We start from the raw sequence: 24918 nt of genomic DNA on the forward strand, positions 1-24918 counted from the left end.
CGCTGAATCGCCTCGCGAACGCCTCGAGCCCCTACCTGCGGGCCCACGCCGACAATCCCGTCGCGTGGTTCCCGTGGGGGCCCGAGGCGTTCGCCGTCGCGGCCGAGCGTGACGTGCCCGTGCTCGTCTCGATCGGCTACAGCACCTGTCACTGGTGTCACGTGATGGCGCGCGAGTCGTTCCAGGATGCCGAGACCGCCGCGCTCGTCAACGACGGGTTCGTGGCGATCAAGGTCGACCGCGAGGAACACCCCGACGTCGACGCGGCGTATCTCGACGCGGCATCCGCGTTCACCCCGCATCTCGGGTGGCCGCTCACCGTGTTCGTCACGCCCGAGGGACGGGCGTTCTACGCCGGCACGTACTTCCCGCCCGAGCCCCGCGCGCAGCTGCCCTCCTTCCGGCAGGTGCTCGCCGCGGTCCGCGAGGCGTGGACCGAGCGCCGCGGAGAAGTGGATGCCACGGCCGCGGCCCTCCGCGACGCGCTCGCCGCCGCGGCTTCCGACGCCGCCGACACCGTTCCGGGGCCGGAGGCCCTGGCCGACGCGGTGCGGTCGGTCGTCGCACGGGAGGACCGCGAGTACGGCGGATTCGCCGCCGGCGCCGCGCTGGAGAGCCCCAAGTTCCCCAACACCCCGGTGCTGCGGCTGCTGCAGCACCCCGCGCTCGCCGCACTCGTTCCGGACGCGGCGGGGGTGGCATCCCGTGCCCTCGACACCATGGCCGGTTCCGAACTGCGCGACCCGGTCGAAGGCGGCTTCTTCCGCTACGCGACCCGGCGCGACTGGACCGTGCCGCACTACGAGCGCATGCTGACCGACAATGCCGGCCTCATCGAGGTCGCGCTCGCCGCCGGTGACGACGCCACCGCGGCCGAGACCGCGCGTTTCCTCGTCGACGTTCTCCAACTGCCGACCGGCGGGATCGCCGCCGCGCAGGATTCCGAGTCGATCATCGACGGCGAGCGGTCGGAGGGCGGGTATTACCGCGCCACCGATCGTTCCGGGCTCGCGCCGCCGGCCCTGGATGCCAAGGTCGTCACCGGCTGGAACGGCCACGCGATCGGGGCGCTCGCCGCCGCCGGCGCGCGTACCGATCCCCGGTTCATCGAGGCCGCCCGCTGGGCCGCCGATGCCGTGCTCGAGAGCAACATCGGCGACGACGGCACGCTCCGCCGAGCCTCTCTCGACGAGATCCGCTCGACCGCTCCCGCGACCCTCGAGGACTACGGCGGGTTGGCACGGGGCCTGCTCGCGCTCGCGCGCGTGACCGGCGAGGTCGTGTACGCCGAACGCGCCCGCGCCCTGGTCGACGCGTGCCTCATGGCCGACGGCATCCGTCCGCCCGGGGGCGGCGACCCCGTGCTCGCGGTGCAGGGGATGCAGCCGCAGGGCGTCCCCAGCGACGGCGCCGCGCCCTCCGGACCCTCGGCGTTCGCCGCCGCGGCGCTCGACCTCTGGCGTCTCGGGGCGGGGGAGCGGTATCGCGAGGCCGCCGAAACGCTCGTCCGTGCTGCTGCCCCCGCGGCGCTCGCAGCTCCCCTGGCGTACGGCGCGATCCTCGACGTCGCTCTCGGCCTCGCGACGCCCCCGCGTCAGGTCGTCGTGGTCGGCCAGACGGATGCCGCCCTCGCCGACGCCGCGCGCCGGGTCGCGGCCGACGTCGTCGCGGTGCTCACGGCCGAGCAGGCCGAGGACTTCGCCCGCGCAGGCTTCGAGCTGTTCGAGGGCAAGGTCTCCCGCGGAGGCGAGGCCACGGCGTACGACTGCCGCGCGTTCACGTGCGCCCTGCCGACGACGGATCCCGCGGCGCTGGTCTGAGGACCCGTCTGCTCTGGCCGATCCGCCCGTCCTCGGTCAGGATGTGGGATACCCGACGCTCGAGGAGGAGCCCATGTCCGCGCACGCCATTCCCGACACTCCAGAGATCCGCGCCCGGATGGATGCCGCCCAGGGCGAGGGGATGGCCGCCCTCGGCCTCCACGGCGCCGTGGTCGAACCGTGGGAGGACGGCTATCGCGCCGCGGAGGCCGCCGACTCGACGTTCGAGTGGTGGTACTTCGACTGCCAATTCGACGACGGCTCGACCCTGGTCGTGACGTTCTCGAACAAGCCCCACACCGATCCCGGCGGCCCGCTCGCGCCGACGGTGCTCGTGATCCGCCAGCACGCCGACGGAACGCGGACGCACGTGGAGCCCGTCTTCCCGGCTGAGACGTTCTCGGCGGCCACGGAGGGCTGCGACGTCCGCATCGGCTCGAACACCGTCGTGGGCGACCTCGACACCTATCGCCTGCACCTCGATGTCGAGGGACTGTCCGCCGAGGTCACGATCCGGCGTGCCGCACCCTCCTGGCGGCCGGGCGCGGGGATCACGTTCTTCGACGCCGCGAAGTCGCACTACCTCGCGTGGGTCGTCCCGGTGCCGTACGGCACCGTGGAGGCGACGATCACGGAGGGCGTCGAGACCGTGACCCTCGCGGGCACGGCTTACCACGATCACAACTGGGGCAACCACCTCATGGGGTCGTTCCTCGACCACTGGTTCTGGGGTCGGGCACACATCGGCGACTACACGCTGGTGTACGTCCAGATGACCACGAAGGGTCTGTTCGGGCTGGGGCAGATCCAGATCCCGACGTTCTACCTCGCGCGCGGCGAGGAGATCCTCACCGACGACCTGCTTCCCCTGCGTCTGTCCACGAGCGGCGAGGTCGACGGTCCGGGACAGCAGACGTACCCCACGCGCCTCGAATGGACGTGGGAGCGCGGCGACGACCGGATCTCCTTCACGGTGACCGAGCCTCGGCTCATCGAGGCGCTCGACATGCGCCCGCACCGCACGCCGCTCTCCGCGGTGCTGCACGCCGGCGAGCACCCGGAGTACTACGACTTCACCGCCGACGCCGAACTCGACATCCGCCTCGGCGGCCTCGCCGATCACGTCCGCGGTCGCACCCTCTACGAGAAGATGATGTTCCGCTGAGCCGGGGCCCGGGGCGCGTCCCTTCGACGCGCGCTCCGTCAGTCCAGGAGGTGCCGCAGGTATCGGCCGGGCGAGTCGAGGAACCCCCGGTGCAGTCGCACGATCTCCAGGTCTTCCCACGCGCTCTCGCGGATGCCCCACTCGCCGAGCTCGAGGATGGTCGCGCCGGGGAGGGCCGCGAGCACGGGGGAGTGCGTCGCGCAGATCACCTGGGTACCCCGGGAGCGCATGCGGTCGAGGGAGGCCAACCACCGCAGGGTCGACGAGAACGACAGGGCCGCCTCGGGCTCGTCGAGGCACGCCAGACCGGCGACGTAGTGCGGGTGGTCGAGCGCCTCATCGAGCAGGGCGTTGAACGACTCCCCGTGGCTCATCGGATGCAGGCTCGGCGGGGCGTCGGGCAGATCGTCGCGCCACGAGTAGTAGCCGTGCATGGTCTCGGCGCGCAGGAAGAACCCGAAGCGGGGAGCGCGGGGGCTCCGCTCCAGCCGCAGCCACTCGCCGAGCGGGCTCTCGGTGCGGCGGGTCTGCCCGCCCCCGTTCGTCGACCCGCCCTCGGCGGGCAGCCCGTAGGCCTCCGCGATGCCCTCGATGAGCGTCGACTTGCCCGAGCCGTTCTCACCGACGAGAAACGTCACGCCCGGGCCGAACTCCCAGCCGTCGCGGTCCGCGACCTCGAGGAACTGCGCGACGGCGGGGATCGCGGCGGGCCACGCCCGGGGATCGACCGCGGCGTCGTCGAACAGGCGCACCCGTTGGACCGGCCGCGGGTCGTGCAGCCACTCGTCGCCGCGGCTCACGATGTCAGATCCAGCTCGGCAGCCAGTTGTGCAGGCGCCAGAACTCGTAGGGCACCGGGAGCGCCGTCCAGACCGGGTACCAGAAAGCCGAGAGCAGCACGCACAGCGCGAGGAACACCACGACCCACGCCTGACCGCTCGCGCGTGTCATCGACCCCGGCCCGCGGGCGATGTCGCGCAGCGCGAATGCCAGGGCCAGCACGAGGAAGGGCACCATCGCCACCGTGTAGAACTGGAAGATCGTGCGCTCGGGGTACAGCAGCCACGGCACGTAGGTCGCCGCGAGCCCCGTCAGCACGAGCGCGTAGCGTCCGTCACGGACGAGCACGAAGCGCACGAGCAGGTACACCGACGCGGCGATGCCGGCCCACCACAGCAGCGGGTTGTCGATGCTCGAGATCGCCTCGGTGCAGCCGCCGGGGAGCTGGCATCCGTTCTGCCCGACCGTGTCCTGGTGCCAGTACATCGAGGTGGGCCGAACGAGAAGCGGCCACTGCCACGCGGGGCTCGCGTAACTGTGCGGCGTCGCGAGCCCGACGTGGAAGGTGTACATCGCCTCGTGGTAGGCCCAGAGGTTCTGCAGCGGCAGCGGCACCCACGCCCAGAATCCCTCGGCCGGCATCGTGTCGAGGGCATGCCGCGAGTAGCCGCCGTCGGTGAACAGCCACCCCGACCAGCTCGTCAGATAGACCACCGCGGAGATCGGGACGAGCAGCACGAACGACACGAGCCCCTGGCGGACGGCATCCATGGGCCACTGCGTGACGCCCGCGCGGCGGCGGGCCAGGGCATCCGAGACGACGACGTACACGCCGATCGCGGCGACGACGTAGAGCCCCGACCACTTCACGGCGGTCGCCGCGCCCGCCGCGGCCCCGGCCGCCACGAGCCACGGCCGGTTCCAGAACACCGGGCCCCACGTCGCGCCCACCGCCTCACGGGAGGCCCAGCGGTCGAGCGCCCGGCGTCGGTCCAGCGCCACGAACCACAGGGCGAGCACGATGAAGAACGTCAGGAAGACATCGAGCAGCGCCACGCGGCTCAGCACGATCCCGAGTCCGTCGATGGCCATGAGCCCGGATGCCGCGGAGGCGAAGACGATCGATCCGGTCAGCGTCCGCGCGAAGAGGTACACCGCGAGGACCGTGGCCGTGCCGAATACGACCGCGGCGATCCGCCAGCCGGTCGCCGTGTCCGCGCCGAAGAGGGCCATGCCCGCCCCGATGAACACGCGGCCGAGCGGGGGATGCACCACGTAGCTGCCGACGCCGGTGAAGAAACCGGTGTCGCCGGCGGCGAAGCGTTCGTCCGCGCCCTCGGGCCACGTCGACGGGAAGCCGAGCACCCACTGGCTCCACGAGTCCTTGACGTAGTACGTCTCGTCGAAGATCAGCTGGTGCGGGTCGCCGAGGTTGACCACGCGCACGACGAAGGCGAACACCGTGATCAGCGCGGGAGCCAGCCAGCGCCACACCCGCAGGCCGCCGGGACTCTCCAGCAGTGCTTCGCGCCAGCGGTCGAGGCGCGTCGCCGGCTCCGCGGTCGTAGCGGGCGGCAGGACGGCACTCACGCCCCCAGCATAAGGTGGGGCGGTGATCATCCTCGCGGCGACCCCCATCGGCAACCTGGGTGATGCGTCTCGTCGCCTGGTCGAGGCCCTCGAGAACGCGAGCGTCATCGCCGCCGAGGACACCCGCACGACGCAGCGCCTGCTCGCGGGTCTCGGCGTGAGCAATCGGCCCCGTCTGCTGGCCCTGCACGACCACAACGAGAAGGAACGCGCCGCCGAGCTGGTCGAGCTGGCCCGCGAGGACGACCTGCTCGTCCTGAGCGACGCCGGCATGCCCACCGTGAGCGACCCCGGCTACGGTCTGGTCGCCGCGGCCGCCGCCGCGGGCGTCACCGTCACGGTCCTTCCGGGACCGAGCGCCGTGGTCGCGGCCCTCGCGGTCTCGGGGCTGCCGACCGACCGTTTCGCTTTCGAGGGGTTCCCTCGCCGCAAGCCCGGCGACCGCCGCAAGGCCTTCGCACAGCTGGCGTCGGAGGAGCGGACCCTCGTCTTCTTCGAGTCGCCCTCGCGGCTGGCATCCACCCTCGACGACATGGCGACCGCCTTCGGCGCCGATCGCCCTGCCGCCGTCTGCCGCGAGCTGACCAAGCTGTACGAAGAGGTGAAGCGCGGCACTCTGGCCGAGCTCGCCGCCTGGGCGGCCGAGGGCGTGCGGGGCGAGATCGCGATCGTCGTCGGCGGGGCAACCGCACGCGAGGTGGCGTTCCCGGATGCCGTGACCCAGGTGCTCGAACTCGTTCGCACCGGGACGCGGCTCAAGGAGGCCGCGGCCGAGGTCGCATCGCTCACGGGGCATTCCTCGCGCGAGCTGTACCAGGCGGCGCTCGCGGTCAAGGGCTGACGCGTCACACCGGCCGGAGGGCGGAGCCGTCCCCCGTAGAATCCTGGGGTGACTTCCGGCCGATCTTTCTACATCACCACGCCGATCTACTACCCGAGCGACGTGCCCCACATCGGCCACGGCTACACGACCGTGGCGGTCGACGCTCTCGCGCGCTGGCACCGTCAGGCCGGTGACGACACCTGGATGCTGACGGGCACCGACGAGCACGGCCAGAAGATGATGCGCGCCGCCGCCGCCAACGGCCACACGCCGCAGGAATGGGTCGACAAGCTCGTGGGCGAGTCGTGGTTCCCGCTGCTGAAGACGCTCGACGTCGCCAACGACGACTTCATCCGCACGAGCCAGCCGCGTCACGAGGAGCGCGTGGCCAAGTTCGTGCAGGCGCTGTACGACCGGGGCTACATCTACGCGGGCGAGTTCGAGGCGCTGTACTGCGTCGGGTGCGAGGAGTTCAAGACCGAGGCCGAGATCGTCGATGGCGAGGGCCCGTTCGAGGGGCTGAAGGTCTGCGCGATCCACTCCAAGCCGCTCGAGCTGCTGCAGGAGAAGAACTACTTCTTCAAGCTCAGCGAGTTCCAGGAGCCGCTGTTGGAGCTCTACCGCTCGGTGCCCGACTTCGTGCGCCCCGATTCGGCACGCAACGAGGTCGTGTCGTTCGTCAAGAACGGCCTGAAGGACCTGTCGATCTCGCGATCGACCTTCGACTGGGGCATCCAGGTGCCGTGGGACGAGTCGCACGTCATCTACGTGTGGGTCGACGCGCTGCTCAACTACGCCACGGCCATCGGCTACGGCACCGATCCCGAGGAGTTCGCCCGCCGCTGGCCCGCGTACCACGTGGTCGGCAAGGACATCCTCCGCTTCCACGCGGTGATCTGGCCCGCGATGCTCATGGCCGCCGGCCTCGAGGTGCCCCGCGGCGTCTTCGCCCACGGCTGGCTGCTCGTCGGCGGCGAGAAGATGTCGAAGTCCAAGCTCACCGGCATCGCGCCGACCGAGATCACCGACGTCTTCGGTTCCGACGCCTACCGGTTCTACTTCCTCTCGGCGATCGCGTTCGGCCAGGACGGCTCCTTCTCGTGGGAGGACCTCTCGGCCCGCTACCAGGCCGAACTCGCCAACGGGTTCGGCAACCTGGCATCCCGCACGGTCGCGATGATCGAGCGCTACTTCGAGGGGATCGTCCCCCCGGCAGGCGCCTACACCGAGGCCGACCTGGCGATCCAGAAGACGGTGGCGGATGCCGCGACCCACGCCGACGCGGCGATGGAGCGGTTCCGCATCGACGAGGCGATCGACGCGATCTGGACGATCGTGACGGCGCTGAACGCCTACATCACCGAGAACGAGCCGTGGGCGCTCGCCAAGGACGAGACGCAGCGCGAGCGCCTCGGCACGGTGCTCTACACCGCGGCCGAGGGCCTGCGCGCCCTCGCCGTGCTGCTGTCGCCGGTCATGCCGATCGCGACCGAGAAGTTGTGGGTCGCGCTGGGTGCCGCCGAGAGCATCGGCCGTCTGCACGACCAGCCCCTCCGCGAGGCGGGGGCGTGGGGCGTGCTGCGTCCGGGCGCATCGGTCAACGGCCTGTCGCCGCTGTTCCCGCGCGTCGAGCAGGCATGAGCACGCCTGTCGAGCGCCCCCGCGGCACCATCGAGGGCGGCGACCCGAGTCAGTACGTGCGCGAGCGGTCGGCGGACGGCCGCCGCGACGTGAGCTACCCGCCCGCGCCCGAGCCGCTGGGCGTCGCCGTCTACGACAACCACTGCCACCTCGAGATCGAGGACGGCGAGACCGGACTCTCTCTCGACGAACAGCTCGAGCGCGCGGTCGCGGTCGGGGTCCACGGGGTCGTTCAGGCCGGCGGCGACATCGACTCGTCGCGCTGGTCGGCGTGGGCGGCCGAGCAGCACCCGCGCGTCCTCGCCGCCGTCGCGATCCACCCGAACGAAGCGCCGGCGTACGACGAGGCCGGGGAGCTGGATGCCGCGATCGCGGTCATCGACGAGCTCGCGGCCCAGCCGCGGGTGCGGGCGATCGGCGAGACGGGCCTGGACTTCTTCCGCACCGAGGCCGACGGCATCCCGGCCCAGATGCGCTCCTTCGAGGCGCACATCGCCCTCGCCAAGAAGCACGGGATCGCGATGCAGATCCACGATCGCGACGCGCACGACGCGGTCCTCGAGACGCTCGAGCGCGTCGGCGCCCCCGAGCGGACGGTGTTCCACTGCTTCTCGGGCGATGTCGAGATGGCGCGGGTCGCCGCCGACCGCGGCTACTACCTCTCGTTCGCGGGCAACGTCACGTTCAAGAACGCGCAGAACCTGCGCGACGCCCTCGCCGTCACCCCGCGCGAGCGCATCCTCGTCGAGACCGACGCGCCGTTCCTCACGCCCACGCCCTTCCGCGGTCGCCCGAATGCGCCGTACCTGATCCCGGTGACGCTGCGCTTCCTCGCCGCCGAGCTCGGGACGGATGCCGATGAGCTCGCGGCGCAGGTCGCGGCGAACACGCTCGAGGTCTACGGCGCGTTCTGATCCGCGCCTCACGATCGACGGCCGGCCTCCCGCGGGAGGCCGGCCGTCGATCGTGAGGCGGAGCGGGTGTCAGGCCCGGGTCTTGGGCTTCTTCACGAAGAGCGTCTCGGTCTGCTCGAGCTCCATGCCCTTGGTCTCGGGGATCTTCCACAACACGAAGACGAACGACAGTGCCGCGAAGAACGCGTACGCACCGTACGTGATCGTCAGCGACCAGTCCGCCAGCGCCGGGAAGGTCCACGACACGAGGAAGTTCGCCAACCACTGCGCACCGGCGGCGACACCGAGCGCCTTGCCACGGATGCGGCTCGGGAAGATCTCTCCGAGGAGCACCCACACGAGCGGGCCCCACGAGGCGCCGAAGCCGACGACGAACAGGTTGGCGGCCACGAGCGCGACGGGGCCCCAGGCGCCCGGGAGCGAGACGTCCTGACCCTCACCGACCGCGAACGAGAAGGCCAGCGCCATCGTTCCCAGGGAGATCGCCATGAGCGCGGAGCCCACGAGCAGGAGGGGCTTGCGGCCTACTCGGTCGACGAGCCAGATCGCGATGAGCGTCACGAGCACGTTGGTGACGGAGGTGATGACGCCGATGAGGAGCGAGTTGCTCTCGTCGAAACCGACCGCGCGCCACAGGCTCGTCGAGTAGTAGAAGATGACGTTGATTCCGACGAACTGCTGGAACACCGACAGGATGATGCCGATCCACACGATCGGCTGCAGACCCAGGGCGGGACCGGCGAGCGAGGCGCCCTTGTTCTTCCGGTCGCTCTCGATGGCGCTGGTGAGGTCCTTGACGGTCTTCTCGAGGTCGGCCGGGGGGACGAGGCGGGCGAAGATCTCGCGTGCTTCCTCCGTGCGCCCGCGGGCCAGAAGGTACCGGGGCGACTCGGGCATCGTGAAAGCGAGGAAACCGTACACGGCGGCGGGGATCACCCCGATGAGGAACATCCAGCGCCACGCGTCCAAGCCCCACCACAGCATGTTGTCGGCGCTGCCGCCGGCGGCCGCCACGAGCAGGGCGTTGCTGAGGAGGGCGGCGAAGATGCCGAGTGTGATGGCGAGCTGCTGGAGGGAGGCGAGGCTTCCGCGGATCTGCCGAGGGGCGACCTCGGCGATGTACGCCGGGGCGACGACGGAGGCGATGCCGATGCCGAGTCCGCCGAGCACGCGCCAGACGATGAGATCGGGAACGCTGAAGGTCAGCGCGGATCCGATCGACGAGATGAGGAAGAGACCGCTGCCGACCATCATGACCTTCAGCCGGCCGTAGCGATCGGACAGCGCTCCCGCGGCGATCGCGCCGACGGCGCAGCCGATCAGGGCGATCGCGACGACGAAGCCGGTGAGGATCGGCTCCTTCGTGTAGTCCGACTCGATCGAGCGGACGGCGCCGTTGATCACCGAAGAGTCGAATCCGAACAGGAAGCCGCCCACCGCCGCCGCGATCGAGAGGACGATCGCTCGTCGCCCGTAGGGGCTGCGGATGGTGAAGGCGTTGGCGGGTATCGACTGCGTCTGGCTCACCCGTTCACGGTACTCCCAGGAAAGGGACGGTGGTCCGAGGCTGGCTACAGTGGAACAATGCCCGTTTCGCTCCTCGGTGCCGCCGAGATCCGCCGGCTCGCCGCCGACCTCGACGTCACCCCGACGAAGAAGCTGGGGCAGAACTTCGTCGTCGACGCGAACACGGTGCGCAAGATCGTGCACGCCGCCCGGGTCGAGGCATCCGACCGTGTCGTCGAGATCGGTCCCGGTCTCGGTTCGTTGACCCTCGCGATCCTCGAGACCGGCGCCTCCGTCGTCGCGGTCGAGATCGACCACCGCCTGGCCGCGCGTCTTCCCGAGACGGCTGCGGTGCACGGCGTCGCGGACGACCGCCTCACCGTCATCGACGCCGACGCCCTGCAGGTGCGCTCGCTCCCGGGAGAGCCGGAAGTCCTGGTGGCGAACCTTCCGTACAACGTGTCCGTGCCGGTGCTGCTGCACTTCCTCGAGACGTTCCCGTTCCTGCAGCGCGGTGTCGTGATGGTCCAGGCCGAGGTGGGGGAGCGTCTGGCGGCCCCGTCCGGGTCGAAGGTCTACGGCGCGCCGAGCGTCAAGGCCGCGTGGTACGGCGCGTGGCGCCTGGCCGGAACCGTCTCGCGCCAGGTGTTCTGGCCGGTGCCCAACGTCGACAGCGTACTCGTGGGCTTCGAACGGGATGCCGAGCCGCGTGGCAGCGAAGAACTCCGGCGCCGCACGTTCGAGATCGTGGATGCCGCCTTCCAGCAGCGTCGCAAGATGCTGCGGCAGGCCCTGTCCGCTGTCCTGGGTGGATCGGCGGCCGTCGCATCGGAGACGCTCGAGCGTGCCGGAGTGGACCCGACCCTGCGGGGCGAGCAGCTCTCGATCGACGATTTCGTGCGGATCGCCGCTCTCTGAGGGTCGGCCCCGGGGCCGACGTCGGGGTGATTTCCCGACGTGTTCACCACGCGTTCCGGAAACATGTCTGTAACATTTCAGCCCAACCGGGAGCATCACGCCGGGGAGAGGTCGCACCCGACGACCCGAAGGGAACGAGATGCGCTACTCCGAATACCCGCGCGCCGAACGCGTGCTGCTGCACTTGAGCGACACCCATCTTCGGGCGGGGGGAGCACCGCTCTACGACCGCGTGGACTCGGAGGCGCACCTCGCTCAGGCGATCGCCGCGATCGAGGCCTCCGGCGTCCGCCCCGACGGTCTCATCTTTACCGGCGACCTCGCCGACTTCGGCGAGGGTGACGCCTACGCGCGCGTCCGGGAGCTCGTCGAGCCGGTCGCGGAGCGCCTGGGTGCCCCGGTCATCTGGGTCATGGGCAACCACGACGACCGGGCGACCTTCCGTTCGCATCTGCTCCCCTCCGACCACGGCGACCCGACGGCGCCCGTCGACCGGGTGGACGAGCTGAACGGGCTGCGCATCGTGACGCTGGACACGTCCGTTCCGGGGCAGCACCACGGCGAGGTCAGCGCCGGGCAACGCGAGTGGCTCACCGACGTGCTGTCGGTCCCCGCTCCGCTCGGGACGATCCTGGCCATGCACCACCCGCCGGTGCCGAGCGTCCTCGATCTCGCCGCGACCGTCGAGCTGCGCGAACAGCGCCTGCTCGCGGACGTGCTGCGGGGGAGCGACGTGCGCACGATCCTCGCCGGGCACCTGCACTACTCCACGTTCGCGACCTTCGCCGGCATCCCTGTCTCGGTGGCATCCGCGACGTGCTACACGCAGGACCTCATGGTGCCCGTCGGCGGGACGCGGCCGCAGGACGGTGCGCAGGGGTTCAACCTCGTGCACGTCTACGACGAGACGATCGTGCACTCGGTCGTGCCGGTCGTCGCCGCCGAGGTGCTGCAGTACGTCGACGCCGCCGAATCGCAGGAACGCCTGCGCTCGGCGGGAATCGTCGTGCCGACGAACCGCGAGCTCAGCGGGCGGGTGTCGCCGCCGACGACACCGATGCCGATCCTGCGCTGACCGTTGTCTTCTCCCACGGGGCTGCGACCGGGAAGTAGCGCTCCAGGCACGCGCGCAGCGCGGGGACCCGCACCTCTTCGGGGATCTCGGGAACGCTGCCGTCGTTGAGGCAGAACATGTCGGTGTCGCGACGCGACACCAGACGCTCCATGCGGCGCAGCGAATCGAGCTGCGTGGTCTGAACGTACCGAGTGCGCGGCTCCGTGGTCACGACCGCGCGACCGGTCGCCAGTGCGTAGTAGTGGTACAGGCTGTTGGTCACCGAGATGTCGGAGGCGGAGCGGAACCGACTCGCCGCCGTGCGCGCGTAGTCCTCGGCGAACTCCTGCTCGAGCTCGTACGCGACCGACCGCCGCAGCGGGGTGGCGCAGTGCTCGAGGTCGAGAGTGATCACCCGACCGAAGCGCTCCTTGAGCAGCGCCCGGTTGACCCGCAGGCCGTTGTCGTGGCCCGAGCGGTCGACGTGCGCCGCGCCGCTGCCGATGCGGATGCCGCTCTCGACGAAACGGCTGATGCCGGCTCCGCTGAAGAACAGTTCGGGGGTCACCGGCCGCCCGAAGAACATGTCGTCGTTGCTGTAGAGGAAGTGCTCGGCCAGCCCCGGGATGCGGTGCAGCTGAGCTTCGACCGCGTGAGAGTTGTGCGTGGGCAGCACCGTCGGGTCGGCGAAGAACTCCTCGCTGCGCACGATCGTGACCTTGGGGTGGTCGGCCAGCCACTCGGGTGTGGGGGAGTCGGTCGCGATGAAGATGCGGCGCACCCACGGGGCATACATGTGGACGCTGCGCAGCGCGTAGCGCAGTTCGTCGACCTGGCGGTACCGGGCGGCGTTGTCGTCGCCGTCGCCCACGACGTACCCCTTCATGCGGGCAGCGCGCTGCCGCTGGAAGTCGCTCGAGGAACCGTCGACCCACGAGAAGACCATGTCGACGTCGTGCGTGAACTCGTTCGGGTGCGGGTCGAACATGCCCGCGACCGTCCGCCAGCGGCGCCCGTAGCGCTCGATCTCGACGAGGTCCAGATCGGCCGCGGCGAAGGTCCGGCGCGTCAGCGCGCTCGGGCGCGGGGCCTCGACGGTCTGCGCGCCGAAACGCCACAGCTCCAGGCGCGGCGCCAGCGCAGAGCCGTAGCGGTACGAGCCCTCGGTCGAGGTGCGCGGACGGAAGACGGCGTAGGCCTCGACGGCGTGCGGGGTCGGCACCACGCTGTGCGCGGGCACCGGGTCGTCGCCGCGTGCCTTGAGGTACACGGGACCGAGCTCGGGATCGCGCAGCGCCGCGAGCGCGGCATCCGCGTGAACGGTGTCGACGACGAGCTTCGGTCGGCGGTTCGCGTCGCGCACGAGCAGGACGGGAACACCCGCGGTCTCGATGGCGGATGCCACCGTGAGCAGGTCGTCGCGCTCGGCGTCGGCGGGGGTCGAGGTGTCGTCGACGAGGTGCAGGATGCCGTCCACCATGCGGATGTCCGCCCGGGAGAGGAGTGCGCGCCAGGGGTCGGTCTCGACAGAAAGGGGGACCATCGATCGCATACTGTGCCTCCTCGGGGGTGATGGGGACGGTTGATACACCGTAGGGAGCCGTCGTTACGGCTGCGTTTCGGCGACGGCGCCGGACGGCGGCGCGCTACTGTCGAAGAGTGACTGAGATCGCCCGTTCCGGCCCGGCCGCCGTCCACCCGTCTCTCGCGGGTCGGACGCTTTCGGGTCGACGTTCCAGTTTCGCACACGGCGGGGCACTTCGGTTCCGCGGGCGGCGGGCCGTCCGATGAGGGGGCCCACGCCGCCGTCCGTCCGCGTGCGCGCGCCGGGGAAGATCAACGTCTTCCTCGAGGTCGGCGACGTCCACGACGACGGTTATCACGAGGTCGCCACGGCGTATCAGGCCGTCTCGCTGTACGAGGAGATCACCGCCACGGCGGCCGACGACATCACGATCGAGATCGCGGGCACCTCGACGGTCGACGTCGACGGAGTCCCCACCGACGGCAGCAATCTCGCCGTCCGTGCCGCGCGGTTGCTCGCCCGGGTCGCCGGCGTCGACCGGGGCGTGCACTTGTCCGTGCGCAAGGCCGTTCCGGTGGCCGGAGGAATGGGGGGCGGGTCTGCGGACGCGGCGGCGGCGCTCGTGGCGTGCGATGCGCTGTGGGGCATCGGGATGCCGACCGCCGACCTCACGCGTCTGGCGGCGCAGTTGGGTGCGGACGTGCCGTTCGCCCTCCTCGGCGGCACCGCGATCGGCACGGGACGCGGAGACGAACTGAATCCCGCGCTGGCCTCGGGCCGATTCGACTGGGTGCTCGTGACCAACGACGTGGGGCTGTCGACACCGGTGGTCTACGGCGAACTGGACGCCCACCGGGAGCGCCACATGGTGGACATCGGTCCGGCACCGCGTGTCCCCGCCGTGGCCCCCGATGTGCTGCACGCGCTCCGGCAAGGCGACGCCCGCATGCTGGCGGCGACCGTCCGCAACGATCTGCAGGCCCCGGCGCTGCACTTGCGCCCCGATCTGGCGCGCATCCTCGAGCGCGGCGAACGATCGGGTGCCTTGACCGGGATCGTCTCGGGATCGGGGCCGACCTTGGCCTTCCTCACCGCCGACGAGACGGCGGCGATCGATCTCCAGGTGACGCTCAGCGCCGCCGGGCACCACGCCCTGCACGCCCACGGTCCCGTGGCCGGGGCCCGGCTGGTCTGACGGGCCCGCACCATAGCCCAGGTCGTCACACGCAGCAATCTGCCGGTTCGTGTCGGAGGCCCTCGCTAGCCTCGATCGCAGTGGTTTCGTGCCGGCGGATGCCGTGTCCGCCAGCGGCCACGAAAGGGGAGTTCCCATGAAGGCAGTACTCGACGGCGTCGTCATCGCCGAAGCCGACCGCGACGACCTGGTCTCCATCGAAGGAAACTGGTACTTCCCGCCGCGCGCGGTGCGCGAGGGCGCGCTCTCCCAGAGCCCGACGCCGTACACCTGCCCGTGGAAGGGCGCGGCCCAGTACTGGAACGTCTCCCTCGATGGCGCCGAGCTGACCGACGGTGCGTGGTCCTACCCCGACCTCCGCCCCGGTGCGGTCGATCGCGTGGGCACCGACTTCGCGGGATACGTCGCGTTCGATCGCAAGGTCGTGGTCTCCGACTGAGTCGGGCACGCGCATGATCGAGTTCTCGACCGTCTCGAAGGTCTTCCCGGACGGCACGAAGGCCGTCGACGATTTCAGCCTCGTCATCCCTTCGCGCAAGACCACCGTCTTCGTGGGCTCCTCCGGGTGCGGCAAGACGACGCTGCTGCGCATGATCAATCGCATGGTCGAGCCCTCCGCCGGCTCGATCACGATCGACGGCGAGGACATCGCCGCGCAGCCACCCGTCCAGTTGCGACGACGTATCGGCTACGTCATGCAGAACTCCGGTCTTCTGCCGCACTTCACGGTCGCCGAGAACATCGCCACCGTGCCCGTACTCCAGGGCGAGAACCGCAAGAAGGCGCGCACCCGCGCACTCGAGCTCATGGAGACCGTGGGGCTCGATACCGCGATGGCCGATCGCTACCCCAGCCAGCTCTCGGGCGGTCAGCAGCAGCGCGTGGGCGTGGCCCGTGGCCTCGCGGCCGACCCCAACATCCTCCTGATGGACGAACCGTTCGGGGCCGTCGACCCGATCGTCCGTGACGAGCTGCAGCAAGAGCTCATCCGTCTGCAGAGCGACATCGGCAAGACCATCGTGTTCGTCACGCACGACATCGACGAAGCGTTCCTTCTGGGCGACCAGGTGGTCCTGCTCGAGAAGGGTGCGCAGATCGCCCAGGTCGGAGCGCCCAGCGAGATCATCGAGAACCCGGCCAACGATTTCGTCGCAAGCTTCATCGGTGCGGTCAAGGGCAAACGCGCACTGCGCCTCAAGCAGACTGCGCACGGCACGGTCGTCGTGGATGCCGAGGGGCGCACGCAGGGTGCTCTCGTGGAGGAGCCGCGCCCGTGACCTGGGTGATCAACAACCTCGGCCTGATCGGCGAGATGACGCTGCTGCATCTGCGGCAGAGCCTCATCGCGCTGCTGGTGGGTTTCGTGCTCAGCATCCCGCTCGGGTGGTTCGCCTGGCGGTACCGCCTCGTGCGCAGCAGCGTCATCACGATCACGGGGCTCCTGTACACGATCCCCTCGCTCGCACTGCTGATCCTGATGCCGGTCGTCACCGGCTGGTACTCGATCGTGAGTGAGACGAACCTCGTCGTGGCGCTCGCGATCTACGCGGTCGCGATCCTCGTCCGCGCCGTCGCCGACGGACTCGATTCGGTCGACGCGGGAGTGCGCCAGGCGTCCACCGCGATGGGCTACGGCTCGTTCCGGCGGTTCTGGGCGGTCGAATTCCCGCTCGCCGGGCCCGTGATCCTCGCCGGGCTGCGGGTGGCGTCGGCGAGCACGATCGCCCTGGCGACGGTCGGCATCCTGGTCGGCATCCAGAACATCGGATATCTGTTCACGAACGGTCTGCAGCGACGGATCATCCCCGAAGTGTTCGCCGGTGTGGTCGCGGTCGTCGTGTTGGCCCTCGTGATCGACCTGCTGCTGGTGATCGCCGGCCGCCTGCTCATGCCGTGGACGCGCCGGGTGAAGACCCCCGCGCGTCGCGCGACCCGGACGGCGGTGACCGCATGAACCTCTTCGGCGACGCCATCGCCTGGATCTTCTCGGGGGACTCCGGCCAGTTCGACTCCATCCCGGCCGCCATCGGCGTGCAGCTGCTCTACACCGTCGTTTCCGTGCTCATCGCCGCGGCGATCGCCGTGCCGCTCGGTTGGTACATCGGGCACACCGGAAAGGGCCGCGAGGTGGCGGTGGCCATCTCGGGCGCCGCGCGCGCGATCCCGTCGTTCGGCCTGCTGATCCTGCTGACGCTGCTGCTCGGAGTGCTGCACAAGCCCGAAGCCGCGGTCATCTCGTTCGTCGTCCTCGCGATCCCCTCGCTCCTCGCCGGCGCGTACACGGGCTTCGAGGCGATCGACCGCCGTGTCATCGACGCGGGCCGGTCGATGGGCATGACCGAGGCCCAGATCCTGTGGCGCATCGAAGTGCCGCTCGGCCTCCCGCTCCTGGTCGGCGGTATCCGCGCCGCGACGCTGCAGGTGCTGGCGACCGTGACGATCGCGGCCTACATCGGCCTCGGCGGACTCGGGCAGTACATCATCGCCGCCATCCCACTCCGTCGCTTCGACATCCTCATCGGCGGTGCTCTCCTCGTCGCCGTCCTCGCGCTGGTCATCGACGGGCTGTTCGCCCTGCTCCAGCACCTCGTCGTGCCCCGTGGCATCCGTGCCGCCGGTGCCGCCTCGCCGCGCGCGCGTTCTGCGCGCGAGCGGCGTGCCGAGGCCCTCGCCGTCGGCGCACCCGCGTCGTCGACGACCTCCTGACTCACCCGACTCCCACCACCAGAAAGAGGAACCCATGTTCACAGCACGAACTCGCAAGGGTCTCGGCGTCTTCGCCGGACTCGCGGTCGCCTCGCTCGCCCTCGCCGGTTGCGGCGCCTCGAGCGATCCCCTGAGCGGCGGCGGCGACGCCAGCGCCTCGTCCGACGAGATCGTCGTCGGCTCGCAGGCGTACTTCTCGAACGAGATCATCGCCGAGATCTACGCCCAGGCCCTCGAGAACTCCGGGCTCACGGTCAAGCGCCAGTTCCAGATCGGTCAGCGCGACGCCTACATCCCGCTGCTCGAGGACGGCACCGTCACGGTCTTCCCGGAGTACAGCGGCAACCTGCTGCAGTTCTTCGACAAAGAGACCACGGCGCGCACGGCCGACGAGGTCTACGCCGCGCTGCCGGCCGCCCTGCCCGAGGGCCTCGAGGTGCTCGATCAGTCGACGGCCACCGACCAGGACTCGTACACCGTCACCGCCGCGTTCGCACAGGCCAACGGCCTGACGTCGATCGCCGACCTCGCGAAGGTCACGACCCCGCTGACCCTCGGCGGCAACGCCGAGCTCGCGGAGCGTCCCTACGGCCCGCAGGGCCTGAAGTCGACGTACGGCGTGGACGTGCAGTTCTCGCCGACCGGCGAGACCACCGTCGACGACCTCATCGCCGGGACCGTCCAGATCGCGAACGTCTACACCGCCGATCCGCGCATCCAGACCGACGACCTCGTCACGCTGGAAGACCCCGAGGGTCTCTTCCTCGCGTCGAACGTCGTGCCCGTGGTGAACTCCAAGGTCGCGTCGCAGGTCTCCGACGTCCTGAACAAGGTCTCCGCCGCCCTGACCCCCGCGGGTCTGGTGGAACTGAACGTGAAGTCGACGGTGGACCAGCAGTCCTCCGAGGACATCGCGAAGGCCTGGCTCGCCGACAACAACCTCTGAGCCGAAGCCACACCAGCGGGGCCGTCCGGGAGTCCGGGCGGCCCCGCTGCGCGTTCGGGCACCGCCGCTGCACGTCTGGGCACCGCCGTCCCCCGAGACTGCATCTGACTGACATCCCCACTGCAGAGTGCAGTGGAGATGTCAGGCGGATGCAGTCTCGCGGTCCGAACAGCGCGCAAGCCTCGGTCCGAACAGCGCGCAACTCGCGGTCCGAGTAGCGCGCAACCCGGGGCGCGGGCGAGCGCCCCGCGGACCGTCCGAGCGCAGCGCGGAGCGCCGGGGTGCCCGCGCCGCGTAGCCTGGGACGGATATGGCACATCTGCTCGGGGGCGAAGCCCTGCACCTGGAATACCCGACCAAGGTCGTGTTCGACTCCGTCTCGCTGGGCGTGAACGAGGGCGACCGCATCGGCATCGTCGGCCGCAACGGCGACGGCAAGTCGAGCCTGCTCGGCATGCTCGCCGGACTCCGCGAGCCCGACGGCGGTCGCGTCACGGTGCGCGGGGGAGTGACGGTCGGCGTCCTCGACCAGCAGGACACCCTCGACGACGACGACACGATCGGCCACGCCGTCGTCGGCGACCGCCCCGAGCACGAGTGGGCGGGTGACGCGCGCACGCGCGACGTCATCGCCGGACTCTTGGGCGACCTCCGGTGGGACGCGCGTCTGGGCGACCTGTCGGGCGGCCAGCGCCGCCGGGTGGCGCTCGCACGGCTGCTCTCGGGCGACTGGGACGTGCTGTTCCTCGACGAGCCCACCAACCACCTCGACGTCGAGGCCATCACGTGGCTCGCGGGGCATCTGAAGCGCCGGTGGTCGCCGTCAGCGGGCGGTCTGCTCGTCGTGACGCACGACCGGTGGTTCCTCGACGAGATCTGCACCGTCACGTGGGAGGTGCACGACCGCATCGTCGAGCCCTTCGAGGGTGGGTACGCGGCGTACATCCTGCAGCGCGTCGAGCGGGATCGTCAGGCCGCCTCGATCGAGCAGCGCCGTCAGAACCTCGCCCGCAAAGAACTCGCGTGGCTGCGGCGCGGTGCGCCCGCGCGCACGTCGAAGCCGAAGTTCCGCATCGATGCCGCGAACGAGCTCATCGCGGACGTCCCCGAGATCCGCGACCGCGTCGCGCTGCAGTCCCTCGCGGTCGCGCGCCTCGGCAAGGATGTCGTCGATCTCCTCGACGCCGGCGTCACCTACGGTGAGCACACGGTCCTGAAGGACGTCGAGTGGCGCATCGCACCGGGGGAGCGCACCGGCATCCTGGGCGTCAACGGCGCCGGCAAGTCGACGCTGCTGGGCCTGGTGTCGGGCACGGTCGAGCCGACGACCGGTCGCGTCAAACGGGGCAAGACCGTCAAGGTCGCGACGCTCACCCAGCGCCTCGACGAGCTCGAGCAGCACATGAACGACCCCGTGCGCATCGTGATCGCCGGCTTGCGCACGACGTACACGTTCGGCGCCGGATCGAAGGCGCAAGAGCTCACCCCGGGGCAGTTGCTCGAGCGTCTCGGTTTCTCCAGCGCCCAGCTGTCGACCCCGGTGAAAGACCTGTCCGGCGGGCAGAAGCGGCGCCTCCAACTGCTCCTGATCCTGCTCGACCAGCCGAACGTCCTCATCCTCGACGAGCCGACGAACGACCTCGACACCGACATGCTCGCGGCGATGGAAGACCTGCTCGACTCGTGGTCGGGCACGCTCATCGTCGTCTCGCACGACCGGTACTTCCTCGAGCGCGTCACCGACCAGCAGTTCGCGATCCTCGACGCCAAGCTCCGACACTTGCCCGGCGGCGTCGAAGAGTACTTGCGCCTGCGGGCGCTCCAGGATGCCGAGCCCTCGCGCTCCGCGGCATCCGGGCACTCGTCCGCCCCCGCGGAGCCGGGGCTCCAGGGTGCGGACCTGCGTGCGGCGCAGAAGGAGGCGTCGGCGCTGGAGCGGCGCATCGAGAAACTCCAGGCCCAGATCGACCGCGCCAAGGCGGCGCTGGCCGACCACGACCAGGCGGACTACGTGGGCCTCGGCAAAGAGATGCAGCGCATCACGGACCAGGAGTCCGAGCGCGACGAACTGGAGCTGCGCTGGTTCGAGCTCACCGAGACGATCGGCTGAGATCCGTTCGCGGCCTCAGTGGAAGCCGTACTCGAGGATCACGATGAACAGTCCCAGCATCGCGGTGGCCAAAGCCCCGAAGATCCGGGCCAGCAGTGGCGCGCGACGGCTCTGGAACGCGTGGTATCCGAGGATCGCCAACACGATGAACGCCGCGAACATGCAGTAATCCACCCCGTCCGAGACCGTGGCGCCGCTGAAACCCGCGATCACGAGCACGAGGATCGAGGGGACCGAGGCGTACAGCATCCCCGCACCGTGCCGCACGGCGTTCCTCGTCGCCGCGCGGAAGCCGTGCTCGGAATGCTCGGTGAGCGTGTGCGCGAAGACGTGGGCGATGAAGAACACGATCAGGCTGGCGACGGACGTCGCGAGCATGTCCTCGATGCTCTCGGCGTGGTCCTCCGCGATCGTGACGAACGCCGTGAAGACGATGAGCCCGTAGATGGCCGCCGGGGAGCGGAACCGGACGTCGAACCAGTTCAGCACCCGGCGTCCCACCGACGGCGGTGCGGCGGGGGCGCTCATGCGTCGAACCCTAGGCTCAGCTTGCGCAGCAGGGTCGCCAGTCGCTCGCGGTCGCCGCGCGAGAGGCTCTCCAGCAGCACCGCCTCGGCGTCCACGAGGCGCGTGATCGCGGCATCCACGCGCACACGTCCGTCATCTGTCAGGGTCACCAGGATGCTCCGTCCGTCGCCGGGGTCGGCCTCGCGTCGTACGAACCGGCGGGCGACGAGCCGGTCGATGCGGTTGGTCATGGTGCCGCTGGAGACGAGCGTCTGCTGCAGCAGCTGCTTCGGGCTGAGCTGGTACGGCTCACCTGCGCGGCGGAGGGCCGAGAGCACGTCCCACTCCCACGACTCGATGTCGCTGCGGCGGAACGCCTCTTTGCGCGCGATGTCGAGGTGGCGGGACAAGCGTGCGACCCGCGAGAGCACCTCGAGCGGCGAGAAGTCGAGGTCGGGTCGTTGGCGCACCCAGGCCTCGACGATGCGATCGACTTCGTCGCTGTCCCGGCTCACGTCTTCATTATGTCGAGAACGTCTCGGCGCCGCGGTCTGGCAGACTTGACCGGCGCCCCTTGGCGCGGTCCGCCGTGGTGTAACGGCAGCACGACAGCCTTTGGAGCTGTTAGGTCCAGGTTCGAATCCTGGCGGCGGAGCATGACATCACCGACCGAGTTGGCCGTCGTCGTCCTCGCTGCGGGTCAGGGAACGCGGATGCGTTCGCGTACGCCGAAGATCCTCCACACCGTGGGCGGCCGTCCCCTCGTCGGGCACGTGCTCGACACGGCGGCATCCCTCGACCCGTCCCGCATCGTCGTGGTCGTCCGTCACGAGCGCGAGCGCGTGGCCGAGACGGTCAGCGAACTGGCCCCGGGCGTCGTGATCGTCGACCAGGACGAGGTGCCCGGCACCGGGCGTGCGGTCGAGGCTGCGCTCGGCGCGCTCGAGGACTTCGCCGGCGACGTCCTCGTGCTCAGCGGCGACGTGCCGCTCCTGCAGTCGCACACCCTCGCCGAGCTGGTCGAGACGCATCGCGCGGGCGGTACCGCCGTGACGCTCCTCACCGCGCGCGTCGACGACCCCCGGGGGTACGGACGCATCATCCGCGACGGCGACGACGGCGTGCAGCGCATCGTCGAGCAGAAGGATGCCACGGCCGACGAGGCCGCGGTCAGCGAGATCAACGTCGGCGTCTACGTCTTCCGCGCGGCGCCGTTGCGCGAGCAGCTCGCGCTCGTCGGCACCGCCAACGCGCAGGGCGAGAAGTACCTCACCGACGTCGTGGCGCTGCTGCGCGACGCGCGCCTGGGGGTCGCGGCATCCGTCACGCCCGATGCGGGCGCCGCACTCGGGGTGAACGACCGCGTCCAGCTGTCCGAGGCCGGCCGCACGCTCAACGCCCGCACGGTCCGCCGCTGGCAGCTCGAGGGCGTCACCGTCGTCGACCCTGCCACGACCTGGATCGACGTCACCGCCGTGCTCGCCCCCGATGTGACGATCCTCCCGAACACGCACGTGCGCGGGGCGACGGTCGTCGCGGCGGGTGCCACGATCGGACCCGACACCTCTCTCGTGGACTGCGAGATCGGCGAGGATGCCACGGTCACCCGCACCGACGGGACGCTCGCCGTCGTCGCGGCGGGGGCCACGGTCGGACCCTTCGCCTACCTCCGGGCGAACGCCCGCGTCGGCGCGAACGGCAAGGTCGGCACGTTCGTCGAGGTGAAGAACTCCTCCATCGGCGAGGGCAGCAAGGTCCCGCACCTGTCCTACATCGGCGACACCGACATCGGTCGCGGCGTCAACCTCGGGGCAGGGGCCATCACCGCCAATTACGACGACATCACCAAGCACCGCACCGTGATCGGCGACGAAGTGCACAGCGGCTCGCACAACGTCTTCGTCGCGCCCGTTACGATTGGGGATGGCGCCAAGACCGGCGCCGGCGCTGTGATCCGCAAGGATGTCCCGGCCGGTGCGCTGGCCCTGAGCGTCGCACCCCAGCGGAACATCGAGGGGTGGGTCGAGAAGAATCGACCGGGCACCGGAGCGGCCGATGTGGCTGCGCGGGCTCGGGGTGAACAGGAAGCGCGCGATGGCTCGTAAGAAGAACCGTGTAGATCTCGACCGCGACAACGGCATCGCCCCCGGGCTCGTCGCCAAGACCAAGAAGCGGCTCGTCGTCGCCTCGGGTCGGTCGCACCCCGAACTGGCCGAGGAGGTCGCGCGGCACCTGGGCACCGAACTCGCGCCCACCGAGCACCGCACGTTCGCGTCCGGTGAGATCTACACGCGCTTCGAGGTGTCGATCCGCGGGTGCGACGTCTTCGTGGTCCAGTCCTTCGGTCCGCCGGTCAACGAGTGGCTCATGGAGCTGCTCATCATGCTCGACGCGCTCAAGCGCGCGTCTGCCAAGCGTGTGACGGTCGTCGCGCCGTACTTCCCTTACTCGCGCCAGGACAAGAAGGGCCGCGGCCGCGAACCGATCAGCGCGCGCCTCGTCGCCGACCTGCTCAAGACCGCCGGTGCCGACCGCATCATGAGCGTCGACCTGCACGCGGCGCAGATCCAGGGCTTCTTCGACGGTCCTGTGGACCACTTGTTCGCCAAGCCCGTGCTACTCGAGCACTTCGAGCAGGGCCTGACCGGCGAGGACCGCGAGACCCTGACCGTCGTCTCGCCCGACATGGGGCGCGTGCGCGTCGCCGACACCTGGTCCGACAGCCTCGGCGCGCCGCTCGCGATCATCCACAAGCGCCGCGACCCGAAGGTCGCCAACCAGGTCTCGGTGCACGAGATCGTCGGTGACGTCCACGGGCGCACGTGCCTGCTCGTCGACGACATGATCGACACCGGCGGCACGATCCAGAAGGCGGCGCAGGCGCTCAAGGCCAGCGGCGCACGCAAGGTCATCGTCGCCGCGACCCACGCGATCTTCAGCGATCCCGCGAGCGTCCGCCTGCAGGATCCCGCGATCGACGAGGTCGTCGTCACCGATACGGTTCCGCTCCCGCCGGAGCGCCGATTCCCGGGCCTGACCGTCCTGCCGATCGCGCCGCTGCTCGCTCGCGCGATCCACGAGGTCTTCCAGGACGGGTCGGTCACGAGCATGTTCGGCGGCGACGCCTGAGATTCATCGGCGGCTCAGAGGTTCGCCCAAGACTGAACCAGGGTCGGGTCGAGATCGTGTCCTCATCGTGAGCACGACCGCGCCGAGAGGCACGACCGAAAGAGGACCCGCATGATCCGTACGACCGCCGTCCCCCGCCCCGTCCGCGTCGGCACCGCTCTGCTGGGCGTCGCCGGGATCGTGACCCTCGCCGGATGCTCCGGCGGGACCACCGACGCCGCGGCGCCGGCACCCGCCGCGTCGTCGGCACCGAGCACGAGCGCCGCCGCCGGTGGCTCGTCGTCCTCGGGCACGTACACCGACGGCACGTACGAGGCCACGGGCCAGTACGCCACGCCCGAGAGCGTCGAGACCGTCGACGTCACCCTGACGCTCGCCGGCGACACCGTCACCGACGTCACCGTCACGGGCGACCCGCAGGCCGCGGAGTCCCGCCGGTACCAGGGCGAGTTCATCGGCGGCATCAAGGACGAGGTCGTGGGCAAGAAGCTCGACGAGATCTCGGTCAGCAAGGTCGCCGGATCCTCGCTGACCAGCGGCGGCTTCATGAAGGCCGTCGACGCGATCAAGTCCCAGGCCCAGGCCTGAC

General features: G+C 70.3%; 23 protein-coding genes and 1 tRNA gene. 18 read left to right on the top strand and 6 right to left on the bottom strand.

The window, feature by feature from the left end; translation table 11 throughout:
- Positions 1–2: 2 nt before the first annotated feature.
- The gene (locus AC3E6M_RS06435; RefSeq protein WP_490529635.1) at positions 3–1820 is read left to right on the top strand and encodes a thioredoxin domain-containing protein; all 1818 of its coding nucleotides are present in this window, start codon (positions 3–5) and stop codon (positions 1818–1820) included.
- Between the two features lie 73 nt (positions 1821–1893).
- On the top strand, positions 1894–2985 hold the full coding sequence (locus AC3E6M_RS06440; protein WP_490529403.1) for a hypothetical protein: 1092 nt from the start codon (positions 1894–1896) through the stop codon (positions 2983–2985).
- Positions 2986–3023: 38 nt separating this feature from the next.
- Here AC3E6M_RS06440 and AC3E6M_RS06445 read toward each other — a convergent pair whose 3' ends face one another.
- Together AC3E6M_RS06445 and AC3E6M_RS06450 are read right to left on the bottom strand one after the other, a co-directional pair.
- Positions 3024–3785 (bottom strand): AAA family ATPase, encoded by a 762-nt coding sequence (locus tag AC3E6M_RS06445; protein ID WP_138172738.1) that lies wholly within the window; start codon positions 3783–3785, stop codon positions 3024–3026.
- A 4-nt stretch (positions 3786–3789) separates the two neighbouring features.
- Entirely contained in the window at positions 3790–5355 is a 1566-nt protein-coding gene (locus tag AC3E6M_RS06450; RefSeq protein ID WP_490529405.1) for a dolichyl-phosphate-mannose--protein mannosyltransferase, read from the bottom strand.
- A 22-nt stretch (positions 5356–5377) separates the two neighbouring features.
- On the opposite strand from AC3E6M_RS06450, the gene rsmI reads away from it, so the two are divergent.
- Genes rsmI through AC3E6M_RS06465 form a run of 3 tightly spaced genes read left to right on the top strand, consistent with a single transcriptional unit; the run spans position 5378 to position 8733 of the window.
- Complete coding sequence (rsmI, locus tag AC3E6M_RS06455) at positions 5378–6196, top strand: 16S rRNA (cytidine(1402)-2'-O)-methyltransferase (protein ID WP_490529406.1); 819 nt, start codon at positions 5378–5380, stop codon at positions 6194–6196.
- A gap of 48 nt (positions 6197–6244) precedes the next feature.
- Positions 6245–7819: a methionine--tRNA ligase gene (gene metG / locus AC3E6M_RS06460; protein ID WP_138172741.1), complete on the top strand. Its 1575-nt coding sequence runs from the start codon at positions 6245–6247 to the stop codon at positions 7817–7819.
- Complete coding sequence (locus AC3E6M_RS06465) at positions 7816–8733, top strand: TatD family hydrolase (protein ID WP_490529407.1); 918 nt, start codon at positions 7816–7818, stop codon at positions 8731–8733. Before metG ends, AC3E6M_RS06465 begins: the two co-directional genes overlap by 4 nt.
- Before the next feature lie 69 nt (positions 8734–8802).
- Here AC3E6M_RS06465 and AC3E6M_RS06470 read toward each other — a convergent pair whose 3' ends face one another.
- A complete protein-coding gene (locus AC3E6M_RS06470) occupies positions 8803–10260 on the bottom strand; it encodes a sugar porter family MFS transporter (protein ID WP_138172743.1) in 1458 nt (485 codons plus the stop codon).
- A 57-nt stretch (positions 10261–10317) separates the two neighbouring features.
- Here AC3E6M_RS06470 and rsmA point away from each other — a divergent pair, with 57 nt between their 5' ends.
- Together rsmA and AC3E6M_RS06480 are read left to right on the top strand one after the other, a co-directional pair.
- Positions 10318–11157, top strand: coding sequence for a 16S rRNA (adenine(1518)-N(6)/adenine(1519)-N(6))-dimethyltransferase RsmA (rsmA, locus tag AC3E6M_RS06475; protein ID WP_138172744.1), 840 nt, complete (start codon positions 10318–10320; stop codon positions 11155–11157).
- 139 nt (positions 11158–11296) lie between these two features.
- Positions 11297–12232, top strand: a complete 936-nt coding sequence (locus AC3E6M_RS06480; protein WP_138172745.1) for a phosphodiesterase — start codon at positions 11297–11299, stop codon at positions 12230–12232.
- Here AC3E6M_RS06480 and AC3E6M_RS06485 read toward each other — a convergent pair.
- Entirely contained in the window at positions 12183–13763 is a 1581-nt protein-coding gene (locus AC3E6M_RS06485; RefSeq protein ID WP_138172746.1) for a stealth conserved region 3 domain-containing protein, read from the bottom strand. The genes AC3E6M_RS06480 and AC3E6M_RS06485 overlap by 50 nt on opposite strands.
- Positions 13764–13998: 235 nt before the next feature.
- Here AC3E6M_RS06485 and AC3E6M_RS06490 point away from each other — a divergent pair, with 235 nt between their 5' ends.
- From AC3E6M_RS06490 to AC3E6M_RS06520, 7 genes are all read left to right on the top strand, one after another.
- On the top strand, positions 13999–14931 hold the full coding sequence (locus tag AC3E6M_RS06490; RefSeq protein WP_138172747.1) for a 4-(cytidine 5'-diphospho)-2-C-methyl-D-erythritol kinase: 933 nt from the start codon (positions 13999–14001) through the stop codon (positions 14929–14931).
- A 136-nt stretch (positions 14932–15067) separates the two neighbouring features.
- Positions 15068–15370, top strand: a complete 303-nt coding sequence (locus tag AC3E6M_RS06495) for a DUF427 domain-containing protein (protein WP_138172748.1) — start codon at positions 15068–15070, stop codon at positions 15368–15370.
- Between the two features lie 13 nt (positions 15371–15383).
- Entirely contained in the window at positions 15384–16208 is an 825-nt protein-coding gene (locus AC3E6M_RS06500; protein ID WP_490529409.1) for an ABC transporter ATP-binding protein, read from the top strand.
- Positions 16205–16885, top strand: a complete 681-nt coding sequence (locus AC3E6M_RS06505) for an ABC transporter permease (protein WP_490529410.1) — start codon at positions 16205–16207, stop codon at positions 16883–16885. Before AC3E6M_RS06500 ends, AC3E6M_RS06505 begins: the two co-directional genes overlap by 4 nt.
- On the top strand, positions 16882–17637 hold the full coding sequence (locus tag AC3E6M_RS06510; protein ID WP_490529411.1) for an ABC transporter permease: 756 nt from the start codon (positions 16882–16884) through the stop codon (positions 17635–17637). Before AC3E6M_RS06505 ends, AC3E6M_RS06510 begins: the two co-directional genes overlap by 4 nt.
- 34 nt (positions 17638–17671) lie before the next feature.
- Positions 17672–18583, top strand: coding sequence for an ABC transporter substrate-binding protein (locus AC3E6M_RS06515; RefSeq protein WP_138172752.1), 912 nt, complete (start codon positions 17672–17674; stop codon positions 18581–18583).
- Between the two features lie 310 nt (positions 18584–18893).
- The gene (locus tag AC3E6M_RS06520; RefSeq protein ID WP_138172753.1) at positions 18894–20693 is read left to right on the top strand and encodes an ABC-F family ATP-binding cassette domain-containing protein; all 1800 of its coding nucleotides are present in this window, start codon (positions 18894–18896) and stop codon (positions 20691–20693) included.
- Between the two features lie 15 nt (positions 20694–20708).
- Here AC3E6M_RS06520 and AC3E6M_RS06525 read toward each other — a convergent pair whose 3' ends face one another.
- Both AC3E6M_RS06525 and AC3E6M_RS06530 read right to left on the bottom strand, forming a co-directional pair.
- A complete protein-coding gene (locus AC3E6M_RS06525; RefSeq protein WP_138172754.1) occupies positions 20709–21221 on the bottom strand; it encodes a hypothetical protein in 513 nt (170 codons plus the stop codon).
- Positions 21218–21715, bottom strand: coding sequence for a MarR family winged helix-turn-helix transcriptional regulator (locus AC3E6M_RS06530; protein WP_138172755.1), 498 nt, complete (start codon positions 21713–21715; stop codon positions 21218–21220). The genes AC3E6M_RS06525 and AC3E6M_RS06530 overlap by 4 nt, the downstream gene beginning before the upstream one ends.
- 68 nt (positions 21716–21783) lie before the next feature.
- Between AC3E6M_RS06530 and AC3E6M_RS06535 the strand changes: the two genes are divergently transcribed.
- The 4 genes from AC3E6M_RS06535 to AC3E6M_RS06550 all read left to right on the top strand — a co-directional run bounded on the left by AC3E6M_RS06535 (position 21784) and on the right by AC3E6M_RS06550 (position 24917).
- Positions 21784–21855, top strand: a tRNA-Gln gene (locus AC3E6M_RS06535).
- Position 21856: 1 nt separating this feature from the next.
- A complete protein-coding gene (glmU, locus tag AC3E6M_RS06540) occupies positions 21857–23305 on the top strand; it encodes a bifunctional UDP-N-acetylglucosamine diphosphorylase/glucosamine-1-phosphate N-acetyltransferase GlmU (RefSeq protein WP_490529412.1) in 1449 nt (482 codons plus the stop codon).
- Positions 23295–24329 carry a ribose-phosphate diphosphokinase gene (locus AC3E6M_RS06545; RefSeq protein WP_138172757.1) on the top strand — a complete coding sequence of 345 codons (1035 nt, stop codon included), beginning with the start codon at positions 23295–23297 and terminating at the stop codon, positions 24327–24329. Before glmU ends, AC3E6M_RS06545 begins: the two co-directional genes overlap by 11 nt.
- A 111-nt stretch (positions 24330–24440) precedes the next feature.
- Positions 24441–24917 (top strand): FMN-binding protein, encoded by a 477-nt coding sequence (locus tag AC3E6M_RS06550; RefSeq protein WP_138172758.1) that lies wholly within the window; start codon positions 24441–24443, stop codon positions 24915–24917.
- The last annotated feature ends 1 nt before the right edge of the window (position 24918 follow it).

The sequence above is a fragment of the Microbacterium sp. SCPM-O-B-15248 (M128) genome (assembly GCF_058214835.1).